Source organism: Myxococcus sp. AM009, assembly GCF_013372605.1.
Lineage (GTDB): Bacteria > Myxococcota > Myxococcia > Myxococcales > Myxococcaceae > Myxococcus > Myxococcus vastator.
The window spans coordinates 50,991-66,492 of record NZ_JABXEP010000008.1 but is presented as its reverse complement, the minus strand read 5'-3'; the positions used below and the strand labels follow the sequence as shown (position 1 = coordinate 66,492).

The 15,502-nt window shown below is 70.3% G+C and carries 18 protein-coding genes; 14 read left to right on the top strand and 4 right to left on the bottom strand.

What is annotated here, in order from left to right; all coding sequences use genetic code 11:
- Positions 1 to 30: 30 nt before the first annotated feature.
- Positions 31 to 459: a response regulator gene (locus HV824_RS03855; RefSeq protein ID WP_176415884.1), complete on the bottom strand. Its 429-nt coding sequence runs from the start codon at positions 457 to 459 to the stop codon at positions 31 to 33.
- A gap of 215 nt (positions 460 to 674) precedes the next feature.
- On the opposite strand from HV824_RS03855, the gene atpG reads away from it, so the two are divergent.
- From atpG to HV824_RS03785, 14 genes are all read left to right on the top strand, one after another.
- Positions 675 to 1,559 (top strand): ATP synthase F1 subunit gamma, encoded by an 885-nt coding sequence (gene atpG / locus HV824_RS03850; RefSeq protein WP_176415883.1) that lies wholly within the window; start codon positions 675 to 677, stop codon positions 1,557 to 1,559.
- Between the two features lie 113 nt (positions 1,560 to 1,672).
- The gene (locus HV824_RS03845) at positions 1,673 to 2,470 is read left to right on the top strand and encodes a prohibitin family protein (protein WP_163779198.1); all 798 of its coding nucleotides are present in this window, start codon (positions 1,673 to 1,675) and stop codon (positions 2,468 to 2,470) included.
- A gap of 168 nt (positions 2,471 to 2,638) precedes the next feature.
- Positions 2,639 to 4,078 (top strand): F0F1 ATP synthase subunit beta, encoded by a 1,440-nt coding sequence (gene atpD, locus HV824_RS03840; protein ID WP_176415881.1) that lies wholly within the window; start codon positions 2,639 to 2,641, stop codon positions 4,076 to 4,078.
- A 36-nt stretch (positions 4,079 to 4,114) separates the two neighbouring features.
- On the top strand, positions 4,115 to 4,684 hold the full coding sequence (locus tag HV824_RS03835; protein WP_176415880.1) for a hypothetical protein: 570 nt from the start codon (positions 4,115 to 4,117) through the stop codon (positions 4,682 to 4,684).
- A 21-nt stretch (positions 4,685 to 4,705) separates the two neighbouring features.
- Positions 4,706 to 5,116, top strand: coding sequence for a F0F1 ATP synthase subunit epsilon (locus tag HV824_RS03830; RefSeq protein WP_176415879.1), 411 nt, complete (start codon positions 4,706 to 4,708; stop codon positions 5,114 to 5,116).
- Positions 5,117 to 5,385: 269 nt separating this feature from the next.
- Positions 5,386 to 5,766 (top strand): group 1 truncated hemoglobin, encoded by a 381-nt coding sequence (locus tag HV824_RS03825; protein ID WP_176415878.1) that lies wholly within the window; start codon positions 5,386 to 5,388, stop codon positions 5,764 to 5,766.
- A gap of 15 nt (positions 5,767 to 5,781) precedes the next feature.
- Positions 5,782 to 6,780, top strand: a complete 999-nt coding sequence (locus HV824_RS03820; RefSeq protein WP_176422678.1) for a 2Fe-2S iron-sulfur cluster-binding protein — start codon at positions 5,782 to 5,784, stop codon at positions 6,778 to 6,780.
- A gap of 1 nt (position 6,781) precedes the next feature.
- Complete coding sequence (locus tag HV824_RS03815) at positions 6,782 to 7,228, top strand: Rrf2 family transcriptional regulator (RefSeq protein WP_176415876.1); 447 nt, start codon at positions 6,782 to 6,784, stop codon at positions 7,226 to 7,228.
- A complete protein-coding gene (locus tag HV824_RS03810; RefSeq protein ID WP_176415875.1) occupies positions 7,225 to 7,485 on the top strand; it encodes a hypothetical protein in 261 nt (86 codons plus the stop codon). Before HV824_RS03815 ends, HV824_RS03810 begins: the two co-directional genes overlap by 4 nt.
- A 369-nt stretch (positions 7,486 to 7,854) precedes the next feature.
- Positions 7,855 to 8,883: an ADP-ribosylglycohydrolase family protein gene (locus tag HV824_RS03805; protein WP_163779172.1), complete on the top strand. Its 1,029-nt coding sequence runs from the start codon at positions 7,855 to 7,857 to the stop codon at positions 8,881 to 8,883.
- Positions 8,884 to 9,014: 131 nt separating this feature from the next.
- Positions 9,015 to 9,419 (top strand): phage holin family protein, encoded by a 405-nt coding sequence (locus HV824_RS03800; protein WP_176415874.1) that lies wholly within the window; start codon positions 9,015 to 9,017, stop codon positions 9,417 to 9,419.
- Complete coding sequence (locus HV824_RS03795; protein WP_176415873.1) at positions 9,416 to 9,934, top strand: hypothetical protein; 519 nt, start codon at positions 9,416 to 9,418, stop codon at positions 9,932 to 9,934. The genes HV824_RS03800 and HV824_RS03795 overlap by 4 nt, the downstream gene beginning before the upstream one ends.
- A 30-nt stretch (positions 9,935 to 9,964) precedes the next feature.
- Positions 9,965 to 11,308: a cytochrome ubiquinol oxidase subunit I gene (locus HV824_RS03790; RefSeq protein ID WP_176422677.1), complete on the top strand. Its 1,344-nt coding sequence runs from the start codon at positions 9,965 to 9,967 to the stop codon at positions 11,306 to 11,308.
- On the top strand, positions 11,298 to 12,326 hold the full coding sequence (locus tag HV824_RS03785) for a cytochrome d ubiquinol oxidase subunit II (RefSeq protein WP_176415871.1): 1,029 nt from the start codon (positions 11,298 to 11,300) through the stop codon (positions 12,324 to 12,326). Before HV824_RS03790 ends, HV824_RS03785 begins: the two co-directional genes overlap by 11 nt.
- A 39-nt stretch (positions 12,327 to 12,365) precedes the next feature.
- Here HV824_RS03785 and HV824_RS03780 read toward each other — a convergent pair whose 3' ends face one another.
- From HV824_RS03780 to HV824_RS03770, 3 genes are all read right to left on the bottom strand, one after another.
- The gene (locus HV824_RS03780; protein WP_176415870.1) at positions 12,366 to 12,878 is read right to left on the bottom strand and encodes a hypothetical protein; all 513 of its coding nucleotides are present in this window, start codon (positions 12,876 to 12,878) and stop codon (positions 12,366 to 12,368) included.
- 57 nt (positions 12,879 to 12,935) lie between these two features.
- Positions 12,936 to 13,706: an SDR family NAD(P)-dependent oxidoreductase gene (locus tag HV824_RS03775; protein ID WP_176422676.1), complete on the bottom strand. Its 771-nt coding sequence runs from the start codon at positions 13,704 to 13,706 to the stop codon at positions 12,936 to 12,938.
- A 91-nt stretch (positions 13,707 to 13,797) separates the two neighbouring features.
- Positions 13,798 to 15,387: a glucose-6-phosphate isomerase gene (locus tag HV824_RS03770; protein WP_176422675.1), complete on the bottom strand. Its 1,590-nt coding sequence runs from the start codon at positions 15,385 to 15,387 to the stop codon at positions 13,798 to 13,800.
- Between the last annotated feature and the right edge of the window lie 115 nt (positions 15,388 to 15,502).

Below are 15,502 nucleotides of genomic sequence, written 5' to 3'. Positions count from 1 at the left end.
CACCGGAAAGCCCAGAGCGACGCCCTTGTCTCAGGGGGACATGCCCGCCTGGGCACCTGCCGGCTTGGGCGCGTACCGCTCGATGGCCTCCAGCAACTGCCGGGGCTCCACGGGTTTCTTCAGGAATGCCGCCACGTTGTACGTGGACGCGTAGACGGCCCGGTCGCGCGGATTCATCGCCGCCATGCCCGCGGACAGGATGATGACCGGCACCTGGGCCAGTGCTTCACTCGCCTTGCGGGTCGTCAACACCCGGTGGCCGTCCAAGATGGGCAGGGCCATGTCCAGCACCATGAGGGCGGGGCGGGGAGGTTGGGCCAGCTGCTCCAGGGCCTCCCGGCCGTTGCGCGCCACCCGCACCGTGTGGCCGTGCATCTCCAGGTAGTCCTGCAGGGCCTCACAGATGTCGACGTCGTCTTCGACGATGAGCAGCGGACCGGATGACGTTTGAGCCACCATGCCCGCAAGGTAAGTCCGTGTACGACTGCGGGGAGGGGCTGTCAGGGAGGCTCGGCCGCCTGCCGTGTCCGGTGGGGCGGGCGATCGTCTGCCCGGCGGCGGCAGGCATCCGTTGACCGGCTCCCGCCCCGCCTATATAGGGGGCCCCGTCTTACCCTGCCCCGCCTTCCTTCTGGACAAAGCGGGTCGAACGCCCCACAGGAGCTCCCCGGTCCATGGCGTCCCTTCGCGACATTCGCAAGCGCATCCGCTCGGTGAAGAACACGCGTCAAATCACCAAGGCGATGAAGATGGTCTCCGCCGCGAAGCTCCGCAAGGCGCAGGACGGCATCCTGGCGGCGCGTCCCTACGCGACGATGCTGGACCAGATCATCGCGGACCTGTCCGCCCGCGCCGGGGCCGAGAGCCTCAGCCACCCGCTGCTCACGGCCCGCCCGGTGAAGCGCGTGGAGCTGGTGCTCCTCACGTCGGACCGTGGCCTCGCCGGCGGCTTCAACTCCAACGTCATCCGCCGCGCCAACCGGTTCCTCTACGAGAACACGAACCTGGAGAGCATCCGCCTCTCCACCGTGGGTCGGAAGGGCAACGACTTCTTCCGCAACCGCGGCCAGAACATCCGCAAGGACTTCGGCGGCCTGTACCAGCGCCTGAACTACCGCGCCGCCGCGGATGTGGCCGAGGAGCTGGTGGCCAGCTACATCAACGGCGAGGTGGACGCGGTCCACATCGTCTACAACGAGTTCGTCTCCGCCATCGCCCAGACGGTGAAGGTCGCTCAGTTGCTGCCGCTGCAGACGCTGGGCACGCCGGGCCAGGCCCCGACGGAGGGCTCCACCGCGCTGGTGGACTTCAAGTACGAGCCGGACCGCCAGGCCGTGCTGGACCGCCTGGTGCCCCAGGCCGTCAACATCAAGCTCTACCGCGCCCTGCTGGAGAGCGTGGCCAGTGAGCATGGCGCCCGCATGAGCGCCATGGAGAACGCCACCTCCAACGCGACCGACATGATTGGCAGCCTGACGCTCACCTACAACCGCACGCGTCAGGCGGTCATCACCAAGGAGCTGATGGAGATCGTCTCCGGCGCCGAGGCCCTGAAGTAGAACCTTCGCGCCGCCGCGCCCCCGTCTCCTGGGCCCGCCCCGTCTATCGGGGTGGGCCCTTCGTGTTTAAGGCCCTGGCCGAGCGCGCGAGTCCGCGCTCGAGGAGGGGGTACATGAGGCAGCGGCTGTGGTTGTTCCTGGGGCTGGTGTGCTGCGTCACGGGGTGTGGCTTTGAAACCGTCTCCAGCGGGTATGGAGGCATCGGCTTCGACTCGTTCGGCAGCGGCACGCAGCGTGAGCCGTATGGCGAAGGGTTCCACCTCCTGCGGCCGGGCAAGTCGCTCATCGTCTACGACTTGCGCGTGCAGGAGATGAAGGACGGGCTGAGCGTCCTGTCCAACAACGGCCTGGACCTCAAGGTGGACGCCAGCGTGCGCTACCGGGTGGACCCCGCGAAGCTCTTCGAGCTGCACACCCAGACGGGGCCCAAGTACGCCGACATCCTGATCGCCCCGGTGGTCCGCTCGGAGGCGCGCAAGGTGTTCGGCCGCTACGCGCCGGAGGAGATCTACTCCTCGAAGCGCGAGCAGATTGAGCAGGAGATTTTCGAGGAGGTGATGCGCTCGCTCGAAGGCAAGCACGTGGTGGTGGAGGCCATCCTGGTGCGGGACGTGACGCTGCCCTCGGCCATCCGCGACGCCATCGCCGACAAGCTGGCGGAGGAGCAGCGCAGCCAGAAGATGCGCTTCACCCTGGACAAGGAGCGCCAGGAGGCGGAGCGCAAGCAGATCGAAGCGGAGGGCATCGCCCGGTACCAGGACATCGTCCGCAAGGGGCTCACCGAGGAGTACCTGCGCTTCAAGGGCATCGAGGCCACGGAGCGGATTGCCCAGAGCCAGAACGCCAAGGTCGTCCTGGTCGGTAGCCCGAACAGCGGGCTGCCCCTGGTGTACCAGCCGGATGGGCGGTAAGGGGTGGCGCGCGGCCTGTGGCATGCGCTAAGCGGGACTTACCAGTCAGGTGCCCGGGAGGCTTGACCCCCGGGGGGGGCCCCGGTAAAGGGGGCCCGCCCTCACAGCCGGGCCGAAATTTCAAGGGTGGCGGCGCCCGTCCGCTCCCCGTGCGAGGCAGACGATTCCATGAGCGCTCAAGTTCCGACGGCAGGCAGAATCATCCAGGTCCTCGGCCCCGTGGTCGACGTCGAGTTCCCGCCCGGCGGTCTCCCCGAGGTCTACACGGCCCTCAAGGTCACCAACGCGAACCTGAGCGCCGACGCGGACAACCTCACCCTTGAGGTCGCGCAGCACCTGGGCGAGAACACCGTCCGCACCATCGCCATGGACTCCACGGAGGGCCTGGCGCGCGGCGTGGCCGTGAGGAACACGGGCGCCCCCATCCAGGTGCCGGTGGGCAAGGCCACCCTGGGCCGCATCCTGAACGTCACCGGCGACCCGGTGGACGAGATGGGCCCCGTGAAGGCGCAGGAGTACTGGTCCATCCACCGCGCGCCTCCGCCCTTCACGGAGCAGGACGTGCGCGTGCAGATGTTCGAGACGGGCATCAAGGTCATCGACCTGCTCGCCCCGTACACCCGCGGCGGCAAGATTGGCCTCTTCGGCGGCGCCGGCGTGGGCAAGACGGTGCTCCTGCAGGAGCTCATCCGCAACGTGGCCGTGGAGCGCGGCGGCTTCTCGGTGTTCGCCGGCGTCGGTGAGCGCACCCGCGAGGGCAACGACCTCTACCACGAGATGCAGGACACGAAGGTCATCCAGACGGACAACCTGGAGGCCAGCCAGGCCGTGCTGGTGTACGGCCAGATGAACGAGCCGCCCGGCGCCCGCGCCCGCGTGGCCCTGTCCGCGCTGACCATGGCCGAGTACTTCCGCGACGTGGAGGGCCGCGACGTGCTCCTCTTCGTGGACAACATCTTCCGCTTCACCCAGGCCGGCTCGGAAGTGTCCGCCCTCCTGGGCCGCATCCCCAGCGCCGTGGGTTACCAGCCCACGCTGGCCACGGAGATGGGCAGTCTGCAGGAGCGCATCACCTCCACCACGAAGGGCTCCATCACCTCCGTGCAGGCCATCTACGTCCCCGCCGACGACCTCACGGACCCGGCGCCCGCGACGGCCTTCGCCCACCTCGACGCGACGACGGTGCTCAACCGCTCCATCGCCGAGCTGGCCATCTTCCCCGCCGTGGACCCGCTGGACTCCACCAGCCGCATCCTGGACCCGGCCGTCATCGGCGCGGAGCACTACGGCGTGGCCCGCAAGGTCCAGGGCATCCTCCAGCGGTACAAGGAGCTGCAGGACATCATCGCCATCCTCGGCATGGACGAGCTCTCCGAGGACGACAAGCAGGTGGTGGCCCGCGCCCGGAAGATCCAGAAGTTCCTGTCGCAGCCCTTCTTCGTGGCCAAGGTCTTCACGGGCAAGGACGGCCGCTACGTGAAGCTCCAGGACACCATCCAGGGCTTCAAGGAGATCGCCGAGGGCAAGCACGACGAAATTCCCGAGGGCGCCTTCTACATGACGGGCAGCATCGACGAGGTGGTCGAGAACGCCCGGAAGATGGTGTGAGCTAAGCTGGACGCTTCTCCTCCCGCTGAGGTCACCATGCGCAGTGCAGCGCTCGCCCTGGTCCTGATGTGCCTGTCCTCCTCCGCCCTGGCGGAGGAGCGCAGGGGACGGGCCCGGGTGAGCGCCAACGGGCTCTACAGCGTCCGCATGGTGGAGGCGGCGCAGGACCAGTGCCGGCTGGAGGTGACGCAGGAGAGCGGCCCCGTCTGGACGCTGAACGAGTGTCTGGGCACGGTGGACGACCTCTACTTCGTCTCCAACGACGGCGAGCGCGTCTGGGTGGTGTGGCCGCTGGTGGAGAAGGGCAAGGCCGTGGCGGCGCCGCGGCCGAAGAAGAAGTCGAAGGCGAAGAAGCCCAAGGGGCCTCCCGCCTGGGCGCGCGTGGTGGTGGCGGCGCAGTACGGGCGGGATGGCCAGCGGCTTCAGGAGAAGCGGCTGACCGAGTGGCTCACGACGCGGCAGCTCTCCGAGGTGCGCCAGCTCACCCACCACTTCAAGTGGCTGGAGGGCACGCTCGGCATCCCCGGCAAGGGGCCCCGGCTGACGGACGCCGGGGTGGTGGAGTTGGAGCCGGTGGGTGGAACCACCCGCCAGCTCACGTTCTGATTCGGTTGTGCGAGGAGCCTCATGGCCAAGCTGACTGTGGAGATTGTCACCCCCGAGAAGCGCATCCTGTCGGTGCAGGCCGACGAGGCGATTGTTCCTGGCGGCCGGGGCCTGTTCGGCGTGCGCCCGGGGCACACCCCGTTCCTGTCGCTGATGGAGCCGGGCGCGCTGACGCTGATTGAGGGTGGCCGGCGCGAGTCCTACTTCGTCGCGGGCGGCTTCGTGGAGGTGGGCAACGACAAGGTGCTGGTGCTCGCCGACGCGGCCGAGCCCGTCACGGGCATCGACGTGGACGGCGCCCGCCGCCGCATGACCGAGGCGCAGGAGCGCATGAAGGGCATGTCCTCCGAGGACGCGCGCTTCGAGCTGGAGCAGGCCACGGTGCGCCGTGAGGCCGCCCGTATCGGCGCCGCCAACACCGCGCGCGCGTAGGCTGCTCCCGCGGTTCACCGTCCAGGAGCGCCCCGCGCTCCTGGCGGCTCTGGCGTGACACCCGGGCTCCCCTCGCGCGGAGCCGGTGTCCGCTGCTGTCTTCCGTGACGGTGCCCCGCTGGGGTGGCGCCTCCGGAGCAGGCCCCCGTCAGCGGCGGTCCTCGGTCGCAGTAGCTCCACTGACAGTGATGCTTCCATTTGACGGTGCGGGCTTTAAGGTGCATTTAGGATGCATCTTAACGCCCATGCCGGGCGAGAGGAGCGACACCATGAGCGTTGCGGCGGAGAAGAGTGTCTACGAGCAGCTGGGGGGAGAGCCGGCGATGGCGGCGGCGGTGGAGGTCTTCTACCGGAAGGTGCTGGCGGACGAGCACATCAGCCACTTCTTCGAGGACGTGGACATGGAGCGCCAGGCCGCCAAGCAGAAGGCGTTCCTGACGATGGTGACGGGCGGGCCGGTCCACTACTCGGGCAGGGACATGCGCGCGGGCCACGCGCCCCTGGTGAAGCGGGGGCTGAACGACTCGCACTTCGACGCGGTGGCGGGCCACCTGAAGGCGACGCTGGAGGAGCTGGGCGTGGCCGCGCCGCTGGTGGCGAAGGTGCTGGCCATCGCGGAGAGCGCCCGCGCGGACGTCCTGGGCCGCTGACCGGAGGAGCACGCCATGGCCAAGGTAAAGCACGAGTCCGACTGGTATCCGCTGGAGTCAGGAGAGAGTGTGCTGGACGCGCTGCTGCGCCAGGGCGTGTCCATTCCGAATGCGTGCCGCGCGGGGGCCTGCCAGTCCTGCCTGATGCGGGCCGTGGCGGGGACGGTTCCAGAGGCCGCGCAGGTGGGGCTGAAGGACACGCTCCGGGCACAGGGCTACTTCCTCGCCTGTGCCTGCCGGCCTCCGGAGGGCACGCTGCTGGAAGTCACAGGCGCGGAGGCGCTGCGCCTCCCCGCGCGCATCCAGGCGCTGTCGTGGCTGTCCACCAGCGTCCTTCGCGTGCGGCTGGTGACGGACAGCCCGCTGGCGTACCACGCGGGGCAATACCTCTCCCTGATGCGCGAGGACGGGCTGACACGCAGCTATTCGCTGGCCAGCCTGCCGCATGAAGACACCCTGGAGCTCCATGTGCGGCTCCAGCCCGGCGGGGCGATGAGCGGCTGGCTGGCGCGTGACGCACGGCCGGGAGACAGGCTCCAGGTGCAGGGCCCGGCGGGGAGCTGCTTCTATGTGCCCGGCCGGCCCGAGCAGCCCTTGCTGCTGGCGGGCACGGGCACGGGGCTGGCGCCGCTGTACGGCATCGTCCGCGACGCGCTGGCGGCGGGCCACTCGGGGCCCATCTTTCTCTTCCACGGCGCTCGGACGCCCGAGGGGCTCTACCTCACCTCCGAGCTGCGGGCGCTGGCCGAGCAGCATCCTGGGTTCCGCTACCGTCCGGGCGTGCTGGAGGGCGGCACCCGGGACATCGCCGAGGGTGCGCTCGATGCGCTCATCCGCGCCGACTGCCCCAAGCCGCTGGGCTGGCGCGCATGGCTCTGCGGAGACGGGCCATTGGTGCTATCCCTTCGCAAGAAGCTGTTCCTGGCCGGGCTCTCGCTGAAAGACCTCCACACGGATGCCTTCCTGCCGAGCGCTCCCCAGGGCCAGCGTACTTCCGACGCCGGAGCCCGCTGACGTGCACCTCACCCTCCATGCCGACTACTCGCTGCGGGTGCTGCTCTACCTGGCCACGCGCACCGGGCGGCCCGTCTCCACGCAGGAGATGGCGGATGCGTACGGCATCTCCAAGCACCACCTGGTGCGCGTGGTGCAGACGCTGGCGGGGCAGGGGGTGGTGGACGCGCGAGCGGGCCGCTCCGGCGGCGTGGTGCTGGCGCGCGCGCCAGAGGACATCCAGGTGGGGAGCGTGCTGCGCGCCGCGGAGCCGGACTTCCACCTGGTGGAGTGCTTCGACCGGGAGCGCAACGCCTGCCCCATCGCCCCCGCTTGTGGGCTCAAGGGCGTGCTGGACGAAGCGCGCGAGGCGTTCCTCGCGGTGCTGGACCGGTACACGCTGGCGGACCTGCTCCGCCGCTCGCGCCCGAACCTGCAAGACTACTTCCTCCCCGCCGCCGCGCCATGATGTCCGGCACGCTGGAGCTGTTTCATCGCATCGCGGATGCGCCTTCCGCGCAGGCCCGGCGCTACATCGTGGATTACGCGCTGGAGGACCGCGTGCGCTTTCGCAACGTGGCCTTCGACGAGGCGGAGGCGGACTGGCGCGAGCACGGCGGACACACCACGCCCTCGCTCTGGGACGGCACGCACCTGCATCAGGGCGCGCAGGCGGTGATGGCGCGCTTGCAGGCCGTCGTCAACCTGGGACGTGACGACGCGTGATGTGACGGCGCGCGTGTGCTGATACCCGCGTGCTCGTGCCACTTGCGCGTCCCTCGTGCGCCATTCCCACCGTGCGCGAAGCTTCGAGAGTTGGACACGTGTACAGGTGCGCGCATGCGTGCACCCGCCGAGGCTTGCCGCGCGTGTGTTGGTTGCGGTAGTCACCCCACCCCGCGCTGCGATCCACCAGGCGCCAGGGATGGAGCGTGGACGGTGAAGAATCCGAGCGGCGGAGTTTCGAGGACGGCTGTAGCGCGCTCGTCAAGCCCCGGCATGATTCTTCCCGCTCCGGCTCGCGCATGTTTCATGGGTTTCTCTCCTTTCTCGCTGGCCGTCCTGGCCTGAGCCTCGGTTAATCTCCACGACCCCATGCCGCTGACTCCCGCCGAGCGCCAGGACAGGTTCCATGCGGCGTTCGTGGGCCTCGCCATCGGTGATGCGCTCGGCTTTCCGCTGCGCGGCATCCCACCGGCGAGCCTCGCGCGGCTCCCCGGCCTCGCCGAGGACTTCGCGCCTCGTCCGCGCGGCAAGTTCGCCAAGGGCCAGTTCAGTGACGACACGCAGCTGCTGCTCGCGGCGGCGGAGAGCGTCATCCGCGAGGGCAAGGTGGAGGGCCGCAGCGCGGCGGCGCACCTGGCGTGGCTGTGGCAGGAGGGCATCATCCTCCAGCCGCCCAAGAGCCTGTCGGACGCGCTGCAGCGGCTGGCCAGCGGCGTGCCGTGGATGAGCGCGGGCGCGTCTTTGGGCACGCGCTGCCATTCGGTGCTCAGCCGCGCGCTGGTGGTGGGCCTGCTGGAGAGCGGCCACCGCGCGCGCCTGCCGCATGACGCCGGGGTGCTCACCATCATCACGCACAAGGACCCGGTGTGCGCGGCGGCGGCGGCCGCGTTCGCGCAGGCCGCGGCGCTGGGCATGGAAGAGGAGCCGCTGACGCCCGCGGCCTTCTGCGAGGAGCTGGCGCTGGCGGCGGCCGTGCACGACAAGGGGCTGGCCGAAGAGGTGCGCCACCTGCCGCGCCTGCTCACCTGGGACACCGCGCGCGCGCTGACGCAGCTGCGCAAGGTGGGCGTGCCCCCCAGCGAGCTGAAGGGCGTGGACGGGCTGCCGCCGCACGTGGTGCCGGTGCTGCTGACGTCGCTGTACGCCATCCTCAAGGTGCCACACGACTTCCGGGAGGCGGTGGCCCTCACGCTGCGCTGCGGCGGCGAGGCGGACGTGGCCGCCGCGCTGACGGGCGCGCTGCTGGGCGCCCACCTGGGGACGCGCGCCATCCCCGCCCGGCTGCGCAAGCAGGTGCTGTACTCCGAAAACCTGGTGGATACGGCGGACCGCCTCTTCCGCGCCCATCAGGTCCGCGAGACGCTGGCCACCGCCCTGTCGCACCGCCGCCGCCGCTGAGCGCGAGGGCTGGGCAGGCGGGCAGCCGTCGGCGTGCATTCCCCCGGGGCTTCACTGGAGGGAGCGTCCTGCCCACCTTGTGCGAAGGAGCGGGCCGCAAGGATGCCAGGCAGGCATGGGAGGCGCACGTCGTGGATCTCGAATCGGAACGCCTGGAGCGAAGTCAACTGGAGACGCTCTCCACGGCGGAGCTCATCCGGCACGCCTTGGCGGAGACGCGCCTGCTGGTGCGCGCCGAGGTGATGCACGCCAAGAAGGAGCTGCGTGAGGAGCTGAAGGCCGCGCGCACCGCGGGCATCCTCCTGGGGGCGGGCGCGGTGCTGGCGCTCACCGCGCTGGCCGTCCTCTTCGTCGCGCTGGGGCTGGCCTTGCCCATGGCCCAGGCGCTGGGCGTGCTGGTGGTGGGCGTGGTGCTGCTAGCGGTCGCCGGTGGCCTGCTCTTCCTGGGTAGCAAGCGCGTGCCCAAGAAGCCGCTGCCGCACACCCAGGAGCGCTTGAAGACGGACTACCAGCTCACGCGGGAGACGCTGCAATGAATGGCAACGGCCGCGACGCAGGCGGGCCCTCGGCAATCGAGCGGCACGAGGACCACCACATCACCCGGGGCATGGGGGGCCGCAAGCAGGTGGAGGAGACCGCGGACCGCATCCGCGACGAGCTGATGCTCACGCTGGCGGAGTTGGACCGGCGACGCGAGCGCGCGCTCGACGTGCGCTACCACGCGCGGCAACACCGCACGGAGTTGATGACCGCGGGCGCCGCGCTGCTGACGGTGGTGGGCCTGGGGGTGGGGTACGCCATCTACCGCGCGAGGCACCGCGACGAGATTCTGCGCCGCAAGCGCCGCAAGGCCCTGTCGCGCGCCTGGGAGCATCCGGACCGTGTGGCCTCCAGCGCGGAGCAGCGTCCGCTGGGCGCGGAGCTGGGGCGAAAGCTCGTTCTCATCTTCGCCAGTGCGCTCGCCACCGCTGTCGCACGAAACGCCGTGGTGACGTTGGTTCCCGCGCGCCGCGTCCCCGCTTCTGCTCAGGGGGCTGATAAGAACTCATAATTGCGACAAAATCAGACATAAACCATTCTGATGCCCATGACGGACCTGCTCTATGCGCGGGCTCAAATGGGCATGTCGCTCGCGTTCCACATCATCTTCGCGGCGGCGGGGGTCGCGCTCCCCGTCCTCATGGTGCTCAGTGACTGGAAGGGCCGGCGCACCGGGGACGCGGACTACCAGAAGCTGAGTCAGAAGCTGGCGAAGGGGACGGCCATCCTCTTCGCGGTGGGCGCGGTGAGTGGCACGGTGCTGTCCTTCGAGCTGGGCCTGCTGTGGCCGGAGTTCATGGGGCAGTACGGCGAGGTGATTGGGCTGCCCTTCAGCCTGGAGGGCGTCGCCTTCTTCACCGAGGCCATCTTCCTGGGCATCTATCTGTACGGGCGGGAGCGGGTGTCGCCAGGGATGCACCTGTTCTCCGGCGTCATGGTGGCGGTGAGCGGCGCGGCCAGCGCCTTCTTCGTCACGCTGGTGAACACGTTCATGAACCACCCGTCGGGCTTCACGCCGTCGGCGTCGGGGCCCATGGACGTGCAGCCGCTGGTGGCCATGTTCAGCCCGGGCTGGCAGTACCAGACGGCGCACGTGCTGCTCTCCTGCTACCAGGCGAGCGCCTTCGCCATGGCGGGCATCCACGCCTTCGTGCTGCTGCGCTACCCGGGCGCGGCCTTCCACCGCAAGGCCCTGTCGGTGGCGCTGCCGCTGGCGTGTGTCACCGCGCTGCTCCAGCCCGTGGTGGGGGACCTGTCCGCGAAGCACGTGGCGAAGGCGCAGCCGGTGAAGCTGGCCGCCATGGAGGGGCAGTTCGAAACGGAGCGCGGCGCGCCGCTGCGGCTGGGTGGGCTCCCCAACATGGAGACGGGCGAGGTGCCCTACGCGGTGGACATCCCCAAGGGCCTGTCGATTCTCGCCTTCGCGGACCCGGACGCGGAGGTGAAGGGCCTCAACGCCTTCCCGCGCGACGAGTGGCCGCCGGTGGCGAAGGTCCACGTGGCCTTCCAGGTCATGGTGGGCACCGGGAGCGCCATGGCGCTGCTGGCGCTGGTGACGCTGGGCTGGCGGTGGCGGAAGAAGGCGTGGCCTCACGGGTGGAGGCTGATGTGGGCGTGGCTGTTGTCGGGGCCGCTGGGCGTGGTGGCCATGGAGGCGGGATGGCTCGTCACGGAGTGGGGCCGACAGCCGTGGATTCTTCGCGGCGTCATGCGCACGGCGGACGCGGTGACGCCGGTGCCACACCTGGCCGCGCCCTTCTGGACCTTCACCGCCGTGTACCTGTTCCTGGGGGTGACGGTGGTGCTCCTGCTGGTGCGGCAGGTGGCGGGCACGCTGCCCTCGCGGGACAGCGGTCCGCTGGGAGGTGAGGCCCATGTCCACTGACGCGTTGCTGGGTTTCGCGGTGGCCGGGACCTTCGTCCTCTACGCGCTCTTCGGTGGGGCGGACTTCGGCGGAGGTGTGTGGGACCTGTTGGCCTCGGGGCCGCGCAAGGCGGAGCAGCGCGCGCTCATCGCCCGCGCCATTGGCCCGGTGTGGGAGGTGAATCACATCTGGCTCATCGTGGGCATGGTGCTGCTGTTCGCCGGCTTCCCACGCGCCTTCGCGGTGCTGAGCGTGGCGCTGCACGTGCCGCTGACGTTGCTGCTCCTGGGCATCGTCTTCCGGGGCGCGGCCTTCACGTTCCGGACGTACGACACGCGCGGAGACATGGTGCAGCGGCAGTGGGGGCTCGTCTTCAGTGGCGCCAGCGTCATCGCGCCGGTGCTGCTGGGCCTGTGCGTGGGGGCCGTGGTGGGCGGCACCATCCGCGTGGAGGGGCGGGTGGTGGTGAGCGGCTTCTTCGCGTCGTGGCTCACGCCCTTCTCGTGGTCGGTGGGTGTGCTGGCGCTGTGCCTCTTCGCCTTCCTGGCGGCGGTGTACCTCACGCACGAAGCGCCCGAGTCCGCGCTGCGCGAGGACTTCCGTCGCCGGGCGCTGGGCGCGGGCGTGGCCGTCTTCGTCGCGGCGCTGGCGGTGCTGCTGCTGGCGCGCGAGGGGGCGCCGCGCGTCTGGGAGGGGCTCTTGCGCGCGCCCTTCGCCCTGGCGCTGCATGCGGGCACGGCGGTGGCGGCGGTGGCGTCCTTCGCGCTGTTGTGGACGCGTCGCTTCCAGTGGGCCCGTGTCGCGGCGGCCGTGCAGGCGGGGCTCATCGTGCTGGGGTGGGCCGCCTCGCAGCACCCGTTCCTGGTGGTGCCGGACGTCACGCTGCACGGCGCTGCGGCGAGCCCCGGCGCGCAGCGCTTGCTGTTGGTGGCGCTGGGCGTGGGCACGGCCGTCGTGGTGCCCTCGCTGGTGCTGCTGTTCCGCGTCTTCCGGCCCGTGCCCACGCGCGGAAGGCGGAATCTTCTACACCAGCCGTAGAAGCCCGCCTTCGGCGCGGAGGTGCCCGCGAGGTGTGCGTCAGGCTTGCGTGGGCCAGACGGCCCGCGGCTCTTCGTCGTCCCTGGCGATGAGCAGGGTGGCGCCTTCGAGCAGGTCCTCGGCGTCCAGGGCCTCCAGGGCCGTGCGCACGCCCGCGTCGGCGTCCATCACCCGGCAGTAGACTCGGAGCTGCTGTTCCTGGAGCTCGCCGCCTTCGACCTCGCCATTGCCCGTCCAGCCGAGCGCGTCCGTGAGCAGCTCCTCCACGGCGACGCGCTTCTCCACGTCGTGGCCGGTGCCCTTGCCCTCGACGGTGTACTGGACGATGAGGGTCATCATCGTCGTGGCATCCGGCTCGTCATAGCCCTGGTCCACCAGGGGCCCCGCGGCCTCGGCGATGACCAGGTCCGGGTCGTCATCCGGGGGGAGGGGGAGCTGGTGGTCCTCGCCCGTCTCGCCCACGAGGCCTTGGTGCACGGTGAGTGCGCCGTCATGCACCCAGGCCTCCCAGTAGCGGAGCCGGTTGCCTTCCTTCTTGTAGAGCTTCAGCACGCTTCGAGTCTCATTCGGAGGGCCCCTGCATAGCACGGAGCACGGGGGGCTTTTCGCTCAGAAGGCACGGCCCTGGCCTCCATCCACGGGCAGCGTGGCGCCTGTGACCCAGCGTGCGCGCTCCGAGCAGAGGAAGGCCACCACGTCGGCCACCTCCTCGGGGGCCCCGAAGCGGCCCCAGGGCAGCTCGTCACGCACCAGCTTCGCCACCTTCTCCGGGTCCGCCTTCTGGCGTTTGTCCCAGCTTCCCCCGGGGAAGAGGATGGAGCCTGGGGCCACGCCGTTGACGCGGATGCGGTACTGCGCCAGGTCCACCGCCATCTCCTTGGTGAGCGCGGTGATGCCGGCCTTGGCGGTGGTGTAGGGCGCGCTGGTGGCGTACTCGCGGCCGAAGATGGAGTTGATGTGGACGATGCAGCCGCCGCCCTGCTGGCGCATGGCCTCCACGGCGCGCTGGCTGCACCACACGGCGGACAGGAGGTTCCGGTCCAGGACGGAGGTCCACTGCTCGGCGGTGGCCGAATGAAAGGCGCCCGCGCCGCCGCTGCCGCCCACGTTGTTGACCAGGATGTCCAGCCGGCCGAAGGCGCGCACCGCCGCGTCCACCGCTTCCACGGCGCCGGACTGGGCGGCCACGTCCGCTACCACGGTGGCCACGTCCGCGCCCTCGGCGCGAAGCTGCGCCGCCGTGGCCTCCAGCGCCTCCGCGCCGCGTGCGCTGAGGCACACCCGCACGCCCTCGCGGGCCAGCGCCGACGCGATGGCCCGGCCAATGCCTCGGCTGCTGCCGGTGATGAGGGCCGTCTTTCCTCTGAGCTCCAAATCCATGGGCGGGCGTTCTACTTCGCCCGCCCGCTCATGGGGACGTCATGGTGCCGGGGCGTTGAGTCCTGTGCGGAGGGACTGACGGCGCCGCGCGCTACTTCGCCTGGAAGCGCGCCTGTGCCGGCGTGGCCCCCGGGGTGCGCGTGACGCCGCGGTCCGGGTTGGCGGCCAGGTGCTGGAGCACCTTGAACACCGTCTCCACCTCGTCCGGCATGCCGATGTCCGCCGCGAGCTGCTCGGCGGTGCGGGCCTCCGCGCGGGCCTCGCGCAGGCGCGTCGTCAGCTTCCGCTGGAGCGCCAGCACCACGCCCGCGGCCTTCTTGCCCGCTTCCACGCCCGGCTGGTGGTACGCGTTGATGTGCACCAGCGTGGCGTAGAAGCCCACGGCGCGCTCATACAGCGCAATCAGCGCGCCCAGCGTGCGAGCGCTCACGTCCGGAACGGTGAGGGTGAGCGACTCGCGGTCCTTCTCGTAGAGCGCGCGCCGCGTGCCCAGCAGGAAGCCCAGCAGGTAGTCGCCGCTGGTGACGCCGGGCTCCACTTCCTGCGAGCCGCCGTCGCGGTCCTTGAGCACCTCGATGAAGGTGGCGAAGAAGTTGAGCACCCCCTCGCGAAGTTGCTGCACGTAGGCGTGCTGGTCCGTGGAGCCCTTGTTGCCGTAGACGGCGATGCCCTGGTTCACCACCTGGCCATCCAGGTCCGTCTCCTTGCCCAGCGACTCCATGACGAGCTGCTGCAGGTAGCGCGACATCAGCAGCAGCCGGTCCTTGTACGGCAGGATGACCATGTCCTTGTGGCCCCGGCCGTCACCGGCGTAGTGCCACATGAGCGCCAGCAGCGCGGCCGGGTTCTTCAGCGCGTCCCGCTCCCGCGTCGCCGCGTCCATGTCTCGAGCGCCCTTCAGCAGCGCGTCGATGTCCAGCCCCTGCAGCCGCGCGGGCAGCAGGCCCACCGCGGACGTCACCGACGTGCGCCCGCCAACCCAGTCCCACATGGGGAAGGTGCGCAGCCAGCCCTGCTTCTCCGCGTGGCGGTCCAACTCGCTGCCGGCGCCGGTGACGGCCACCGCGTGCTTGCTGAAGTCCAGGCCCCGCGCCGAGTAGCCGCGCTCGGCCTCCAGCATGCCGTTGCGCGTCTCCTTGGTGCCACCCGACTTGCTGATGACCAGGGTGAGCGTCTCCGCCATCCGCTCGCCCAGCTGCGCCAGCACGCGGTCGAAGCCGTCCGGGTCCGTGTTGTCGAAGAAGGACACCTGCATCGGGTCCTTCGCCGTGCCCAGCGCGTCCGCCACCAGCTGCGGCCCCAGCGCCGAGCCGCCAATGCCGACAATCAGCATCTGCGTGAAGCGCTGCGCCTTCTGCGGCTTCACCCGGCCCTCATGCACGTCCTTCGCGAAGGCGTGGATGGCGGCCACCGTGTCGGTGATTTCCTTCTGGAGCGCGGGCTCGGGCGCCAGCTCCGGCGCGCGCAGCCAGTAGTGGCCCACCTTGCGCTGCTCATCCGGGTTGGAGACGGCGCCCTTCTCCAGGGCCGCCATCGCGTCGAAGGCCTCCTCCACGCGGGGGCGCATCCGCTCCAGGTAGTCCGCCGGGAAGCGCATCCGCGAAACGTCGAGCGTGAAGTCCAAGGCCGGGACGACGCACAGATAACGCTGGTACCGCTCCCACAGTTCTCGCTCGGTCATGGCTCCTCCTGGCAGTTCTCGCGTCGCGAAAAGTGCCCGGTGGCTTAGCGCCTCCGTGCGCGGGTGGGAAGCCGGACGGCGGTGTCGATGCGCGTCCATGGGGCCAATGACGGCC

What these genes read in the sequence shown, in the direction of transcription:
- HV824_RS03855 (WP_176415884.1), bottom strand. Translation starts at nt 459, where the DNA reads ATGGTGGCTCAAACGTCATCCGGTCCGCTGCTCATCGTCGAAGACGAC.
- atpG (WP_176415883.1), top strand. Translation starts at nt 675, where the DNA reads ATGGCGTCCCTTCGCGACATTCGCAAGCGCATCCGCTCGGTGAAGAAC.
- HV824_RS03845 (WP_163779198.1), top strand. Translation starts at nt 1,673, where the DNA reads ATGAGGCAGCGGCTGTGGTTGTTCCTGGGGCTGGTGTGCTGCGTCACG.
- atpD (WP_176415881.1), top strand. Translation starts at nt 2,639, where the DNA reads ATGAGCGCTCAAGTTCCGACGGCAGGCAGAATCATCCAGGTCCTCGGC.
- HV824_RS03835 (WP_176415880.1), top strand. Translation starts at nt 4,115, where the DNA reads ATGCGCAGTGCAGCGCTCGCCCTGGTCCTGATGTGCCTGTCCTCCTCC.
- HV824_RS03830 (WP_176415879.1), top strand. Translation starts at nt 4,706, where the DNA reads ATGGCCAAGCTGACTGTGGAGATTGTCACCCCCGAGAAGCGCATCCTG.
- HV824_RS03825 (WP_176415878.1), top strand. Translation starts at nt 5,386, where the DNA reads ATGAGCGTTGCGGCGGAGAAGAGTGTCTACGAGCAGCTGGGGGGAGAG.
- HV824_RS03820 (WP_176422678.1), top strand. Translation starts at nt 5,782, where the DNA reads ATGGCCAAGGTAAAGCACGAGTCCGACTGGTATCCGCTGGAGTCAGGA.
- HV824_RS03810 (WP_176415875.1), top strand. Translation starts at nt 7,225, where the DNA reads ATGATGTCCGGCACGCTGGAGCTGTTTCATCGCATCGCGGATGCGCCT.
- HV824_RS03805 (WP_163779172.1), top strand. Translation starts at nt 7,855, where the DNA reads ATGCCGCTGACTCCCGCCGAGCGCCAGGACAGGTTCCATGCGGCGTTC.
- HV824_RS03795 (WP_176415873.1), top strand. Translation starts at nt 9,416, where the DNA reads ATGAATGGCAACGGCCGCGACGCAGGCGGGCCCTCGGCAATCGAGCGG.
- HV824_RS03790 (WP_176422677.1), top strand. Translation starts at nt 9,965, where the DNA reads ATGCCCATGACGGACCTGCTCTATGCGCGGGCTCAAATGGGCATGTCG.
- HV824_RS03785 (WP_176415871.1), top strand. Translation starts at nt 11,298, where the DNA reads ATGTCCACTGACGCGTTGCTGGGTTTCGCGGTGGCCGGGACCTTCGTC.
- HV824_RS03775 (WP_176422676.1), bottom strand. Translation starts at nt 13,706, where the DNA reads ATGGATTTGGAGCTCAGAGGAAAGACGGCCCTCATCACCGGCAGCAGC.
- HV824_RS03770 (WP_176422675.1), bottom strand. Translation starts at nt 15,387, where the DNA reads ATGACCGAGCGAGAACTGTGGGAGCGGTACCAGCGTTATCTGTGCGTC.